Below are 5,706 nucleotides of genomic sequence, written 5' to 3'. Positions count from 1 at the left end.
CTTTTTTCTTACCCATGGCTTTACGCAGAGAATCCGCGCCGCCGAGAGTGAAGCCTGAGAGATCAACCGCAATTTGCATGACCTGTTCTTGGTAAACAATAACGCCGTAAGTGTTTTTGAGAATCGCTTCACACACAGGGTGGGGGTAATCGACCTTTTGGCGACCGTGCTTACGCTCAACGTAATCTGTGGTCATGCCGGCATCCATAGGACCAGGGCGATAAAGGGCCACAGCTGCAATGATGTCTTCGAAACAATCGGGCTTTAACTTTTTAAGCAGGTCTTTAAAGCCAGAAGATTCAAGCTGGAAAACGCCGTCGGTATTGGCTGAAGCTATGAGGCGATACACTTCGTCATCGGTAAGCGGAATCGCTTCGATATCAAAGTCTTTATTAGGGCCCATGGGGCCATCACCAACCGCTTGATGAATATGTTCGATAGCACCCGATATAACCGTGAGTGTTTTGAGGCCTAGGAAGTCAAACTTCACAAGACCAGCTTCTTCTACGTCGTCTTTCGAAAATTGCGTGACCATCTCGCCTTGTTTGCCTCGGCAAACCGGTGAGTAGTTCCAAAGATCTTGGTCGCCAATCACAACACCTGCAGCATGAATACCCGTCTGGCGATTGAGGCCTTCAAGTGCTCGTGCAATCTTGATGATGTCTTTGTAGATCGGCTTTTCTTCTTGAATCTCGCGAAGCTTAGGTTCGATCTCTAACGCTTTATCGATACTAACTTTCTTGCCGTCGATAAGCCCTGGGATGAGTTTGGTGATTTCGTTGATTTCATGAAAGGGCACCTGCATCACGCGGCCCACATCTTTAATAACGCTCTTACCGCCAAGCTGTGCATAGGTGACAATTTGTCCCACGTTTTGTTTGCCGTACTTATCCACCACGTAATTGATAACTTCGCCGCGCCGGTCTCGACAGAAATCGATATCAAAGTCGGGCATGCTCTTACGCTCTGGGTTTAAGAAGCGCTCAAAGATAAGACCGTAAGGAATCGGATCGATGTTGGTAATACCCAAGCTATAAGCAACGAGGCTCCCTGCGCCGCTGCCGCGTCCAGGTCCAACCGGGATACGGTTGTCTTTGGAATAGCGAATAAAATCCCAAACAATCAAAAAGTATCCGGGAAAGTCCATTTTATTGATGACGCTGAGTTCATACTCCAAGCGCTCTTTGTAAACCTTTTCATCAATCGGGTAGTTGGCAAGCTTGATGCGCTGCCTAAGACCGTCGAATGAGATTTTCTCCAGATAGGTTGCCTGGTCGTAGCCTTCAGGAACGCCGTAGTTGGGCAGGTAGGTATTCCCAAGATCAAGCTGAACATCGCAGCTGTTGGAAATGCGCATGGTGTTTTCCAAAGCTTCGGGACAAAGGTTTCCAAAGCTGTTCCACATTTCCTGAGGCGTCTTAATATAGAGATCGTCGGAGTGTTTAAACCGTGCGCGAAATTCATCGATGGAACTGTTTTGCTGGATGCACATTAAAACTTCGTGTGCTGCAGATTCTTCTGGCGATACGTAGTGGGCATCGGCGGTTGCGACCATCGGAATGTCGTAGGTTCGCCCGATTTCTAAGATGGCTTGGTTGTAATCGTATTGGACGTCGTAGCCGTTATCTTGAATCTCTAAGAAGAAGTGACCCGGCTCAAAGATATCTTTGTATTCTTTCGCCACTGCCGCCGCGGCAGAATCCCCGCCTTTATGAAAAGGTTTGGCCACCACGCCGCCCAGACACGCGGAGAGTGCATAAATACCCTTGCTGTGTTTGCGCAGCAGTTCTTTATCGATCCGTGGGTTGTAGTAGAAACCTTCCATAAACCCCATGGAGGTGAGGTAGGTGAGGTTCTTGTAGCCTTCGTTGTCTTTGGCAAGAAGCACCATATGGGCGCTGTCTCGTTTGGTTTTGTCCATACGGTCGCCAGAGGCAACGTAGGCTTCACAACCAAAGATAGGCTTTACTTTTTGTTTATTGGCTCTTTTGTAGAAATCAACGGCGCCGTACATATTACCGTGGTCGGTAACGGCAACGGAGGCCATACCGCGCTCCTCGATGGATGGTGCCAGGTCTTCCATACGGATGGCCCCATCGAGAAGCGAGTACTGCGTATGCAGGTGAAGGTGTGTAAAACCTTTGTCTTTACCGAGTGTCGTGTCTGCGCTCATAGAGCAGCCCTAAACCTAATAATGACGAACTTCAACCAAGCAATTACGAATACAGATTGCACATGATCAACTAGAGAGCCCCCCTCCCTTGTCGAATGGAAAGATCCTAAGGGTATCGGATCTCGGGTACAACGTCTGAGATCTGTTTTTGTTACCACTAATTTTCTTTCACGTACTAACTTGTACTTAGCTCAATAATACTTATTTAAGTTCGCCTTGTTTTTTCTTGACCCTGGGTTTTGAGTCACTGAATCCGGAAAAATTTTACCAACCGGTGCTTTCGGTGTCTAAGCTCTCAGAGAGATCTGACAAATAGAGCCGATCTTACGAGATCATCTTTACAATATTGTGAAATGCGGTTAGCCACGCGATCCTAAGTGTGTTGCGGCACGCCGGGCTTAAAGGAAACGACCCATATGTCACGTATTAATATTGAAAGAAGTCACAACCTGACCGTTGATGAAGCGCGAGTGAAGGCGCAAGAAGTAGAAGCAAAGCTACACGAGCGTTATGGCCTGCGTACCCGGTGGGAAGGCAATACCGTCCACATTGAAGGTAAAGGCGTTAAAGGCACCTTATCTCTTCAGGGCGATAAAGTTGTTGTGGATCTGAAGCTTGGCTTAGCGGTGCGCATGTTTGCGAAGAAAATCGAAGATTCCATTGGGCGTTCTCTAGACAGAGCCTTGGGTTGATTGAGTGAGTAGGAGTTAAGCCATGTTAAATATACAAGGCCAAATTGATCCAACCCTGGATTTATTTGAAGAAATTGAGCGACTGAAAAAAGAACGCAACGCCGTGATTATGGCGCACTATTACCAAGAGCCAGATATTCAGGACATTGCTGATGTTCTGGGCGATTCATTACTCTTGGCGCGCGAAGCACAAAAAACCGATGCCGACGTGATTGTACTTTGCGGCGTACACTTCATGGCCGAGACAGCCAAGATTTTAAACCCGAACAAAGTTGTGGTTCTTCCTGATTTAGAAGCAGGTTGTTCGCTTGCCGATAGCTGTCCGCCGGATGAGTTTAAGGCTTTTACCGATAAGTACCCAGATCACACAGTGGTAAGCTATGTGAATACCACCGCCTCTATCAAAGCACTGAGCGATTGGATTTGTACTTCAGGCAACGCAGCCGAAGTTGTGAATGCTATCCCTGCGGACGAGAAAATTATTTTTGGACCCGATGTAAACTTAGGCCGTTGGGTTCAGAATCTAACCGGTCGCGAGATGAAGATTTGGGAAGGTTCTTGTTTGGTTCACGAAACGTTCAACGAGCAACGGGTACTGAGCTTGATGGCAGAGAACCCAAAGGCAGAACTGATTGCCCATCCCGAGTGTGAGCAGGTCGTACTGAACCATGCACATTATATTGGCTCGACCAAACGCCTCCTGACCTATGTTCAAGAGAGCGATAAAGAGACATTCATCGTGGCTACGGAAGCCGGCATTTTGCATACCATGAATAAAGCTTGTCCCGATAAGACCTTTATTCCCGCGGCGCCTGCCGAGGCTAACGCCGACGATCCAAGCTGCGGGTGCAGTACATGCCCTTATATGAAGCTCAATACGCTCGAGAAGGTCTACTTGTGCCTACGTGACCTGACACCTGCCATTGAAATGGACGAGGGCCTGCGCTCCCGTGCCTTGGCACCGATTGAGCGTATGCTAACCGTTGGTTAAGAATGGGGTGGGGGATACCCGGCAATTAGCCGTGTTGCTCAGCCAATTTATCCAGGCGCTCTAAAGCCGCCTCAATATCGTGCAGAGATCCAAAGCCCTTGGTTTTAGTCGGGTGGATTCGGTCCCAGCCGGCCCAAAGTGGTCGCGGCTTGACCAAAGCTTTTACAAATTCTCGATCACACATTTCTTCTGAGTACTCATCGAGTTCTGTTTGGTGCTTCTCTGCCCAAATCTTCATGACCGGATCTTCAAGAAGCTGTTTGGCAGCCAGGTGGAGCCTTAAGGTTTCTTGATAACCGTATTTGAAAATCTCGCGCAGCGGCCACTCTTGGAGAAGCCCTTTGACTTCATTCATAAAGAGGTGATGCCGCTCGGCAACAATAGGCTCGCCTTTGCCAACAAGAACTTCCAAACCAACATTTAACAAGCCGATGGCCCGTTTGGCGATGGCTTGAGTGTAGTCCAGGTTACTTGGGCTTTCTTCGAAGGCGACTACCGAGGCATTCACCAAATAAATCAAATTGCTTTCCAGGTGGCTCAGTACATTCTTATCTTCAATACCCAAAAGCCCGTGGCTCAGCAGTCCGCCAGCATTAAGTGGGCTGGCGTAGATTGCAGGCATCGACTTCGTCAAAGACGGTCCTTTAGGAATGTACACACCGGGAGCTTTTTTACCCGGCTTACTAAATAGCTGCAGAGAGTCGGTAAACTCCGGGAAGCCCATTTCCATGAGCCGGTTGCTTCGAAAGCGCCAAGCATCTTCATAGAGCGGGCTTTGCATCTCGGAAAGCGTGTAAAGAATCAGGTGGTAGCCAGCATCGGGGCCAGCAAATTTATAAATAGCTGCCACCAAATCAAGCGGATCGATTTCTTTGTCGGAATCGATCTCTTTGGGCTCGATGACAAAACGTCCGTCGGAGGTAACCCGGTTGCGGACATCTTTGCGTCCTGTGGTTGGAATCTCCTCATCAACCTTTTGAAAGATGACCAAGGCATCGCGCAGGTATAGAGCTTGAAGTTGGTCTTCGAGGCTTAGGAAGGCCGCTACAAGAGCTTGTGAGCTTAAGCTGGCAAAGGGTGCGAGCCACACATCGATATCATCGAAATTGATGTTCTCGCCTTGCCAGCAGTCTAAATCGACGAAGGCTTGGAGCTGGTCTGCGCTGGCGCACATCAAGATAGGGCCAGCACTTTCGAGTCCGAGTTCTTTAACCATGAAGTACACTTCAAGAGGTTCCATCCTACTCACTTGCCGCGTGAGGTCATCAGCTTCTAAAAGAGCTTTGCCTCGTCTGGCCAGTGAGCGGGAGAGATCACGCTCGAAGTGACTCAAGGACTTTGGATTGGTCTGAGTCATTAGATTTTACGTTCAGTTATTAAACCGAAGCAGGTGCTGCTTCGAGTGTTTCAGGGGGCGCTTCAATTGCACTGGGCTCAACAACGGTTTGTTCAGAAGAAGCTTCTTCTGAAGGGGTTGCTTGAGTTTCGTCGTCTTCGAAAAGAGAAGCATCGAGTTGAACAGGTGCTTTTTCAGCTTCTTCAGCTTTTTCAACCGCTGCGGCCGCGGCTTCTTGTTCAAGAACAGCTTGCTCTTCTTCACGCTCTACGGCACGTGTTTCTGCTTCCACCAAAGTGCGTGGTCGAGGAGGCTTCACATCGCCCTTAAGCAGCGCGATTTCGCTGATGGCGTCGTAGTACTGACGGCCGAGGGTGAGGAGCTTGTCTTCAAGAACACCGGTCTTATTTTTGGTCATGATGTCTACGCGGCGGTAACGCTCAACGCGGAAGCGTGTCTCTTTAACTTCTGCCTTCACTTTGGCAACGTACTTTTTATTTTCGGTGAGCTTGGT

5 protein-coding genes are annotated in these 5,706 nt (G+C 48.8%); 2 read left to right on the top strand and 3 right to left on the bottom strand.

Annotation, left to right across the window (positions count from 1 at the left end; all coding sequences use genetic code 11):
* The coding region (gene dnaE / locus HOK28_07830) for a DNA polymerase III subunit alpha (protein ID MBT6432982.1) at positions 1 to 2,173 on the bottom strand (2,173 nt) is incomplete at its 3' end.
* 416 nt (positions 2,174 to 2,589) lie between these two features.
* Between dnaE and HOK28_07825 the strand changes: the two genes are divergently transcribed.
* Positions 2,590 to 2,865, top strand: coding sequence for a polyhydroxyalkanoic acid system protein (locus HOK28_07825; GenBank protein MBT6432981.1), 276 nt, complete (start codon positions 2,590 to 2,592; stop codon positions 2,863 to 2,865).
* Between the two features lie 22 nt (positions 2,866 to 2,887).
* Positions 2,888 to 3,856 (top strand): quinolinate synthase NadA, encoded by a 969-nt coding sequence (gene nadA, locus HOK28_07820; GenBank protein MBT6432980.1) that lies wholly within the window; start codon positions 2,888 to 2,890, stop codon positions 3,854 to 3,856.
* A 25-nt stretch (positions 3,857 to 3,881) separates the two neighbouring features.
* Here the strand turns inward: nadA and HOK28_07815 are convergent, their stop codons facing one another.
* Both HOK28_07815 and HOK28_07810 read right to left on the bottom strand, forming a co-directional pair.
* The gene (locus HOK28_07815; GenBank protein MBT6432979.1) at positions 3,882 to 5,213 is read right to left on the bottom strand and encodes a hypothetical protein; all 1,332 of its coding nucleotides are present in this window, start codon (positions 5,211 to 5,213) and stop codon (positions 3,882 to 3,884) included.
* Positions 5,214 to 5,232: 19 nt separating this feature from the next.
* Positions 5,233 to 5,706: hypothetical protein (locus tag HOK28_07810; protein ID MBT6432978.1), on the bottom strand; the 474-nt coding region annotated here is incomplete at its 5' end.

Source organism: Deltaproteobacteria bacterium (assembly GCA_018668695.1).
Taxonomy (GTDB): Bacteria; Myxococcota; XYA12-FULL-58-9; order XYA12-FULL-58-9; family JABJBS01; genus JABJBS01.
The sequence above is the reverse complement of the archived record's forward strand: the minus strand, read 5'-3'. Positions and strand labels throughout refer to the sequence as shown.